The following is a 394-nucleotide window of genomic DNA, read 5'->3' as shown; positions in this document are numbered from 1 at the left end:
GTGCACGAGTCCCTGGCCCAGCGCCTTGTCGTGCGCCATCACCTGGGGGGACTGAGCCGCGAGGAACTGCCCGACTACCTGGCCCACCGTCTGCGCCTGGTCGGCTGCGAACTGCCCCTGTTCGAGCCGGAGGCCATCGAGGCCCTCTACCAGGCCACCCACGGCATGCCACGCCCTGTCGGCCGCCTGGCCCACTATGCTCTGACCTGCGCCGCCCAGGAGCAGGTCCATCGGGTCAGTGCCGAGCACCTGCAGACCGCCCTGGAGGAACTGCGACCATGAACCACCACCACACCCTCACCATCCCGCTGCCAGGCCACTGGACCCCGGAACAGGCTCTGGCCGTGTGGGAACTGCTGGAGATCCTCACCGAGCACATCGGCCAGCGCTACGA

The 394-nt window shown here is 68.8% G+C and carries 1 pseudogene; it reads left to right on the top strand.

Features of this window, described 5'->3' with window-relative positions:
* Nucleotides 1-282: pseudogene (locus tag LPW30_RS15950) on the top strand (AAA family ATPase); the annotation flags it as partial.
* Nucleotides 283-394: the final 112 nt, after the last annotated feature.

The organism is Ectothiorhodospira variabilis (assembly GCF_022227625.1).
Lineage (GTDB): Bacteria > Pseudomonadota > Gammaproteobacteria > Ectothiorhodospirales > Ectothiorhodospiraceae > Ectothiorhodospira > Ectothiorhodospira haloalkaliphila.
Note: the sequence above shows the minus strand (reverse complement) of the source record. Positions and strands in the feature narration are given on the sequence as shown.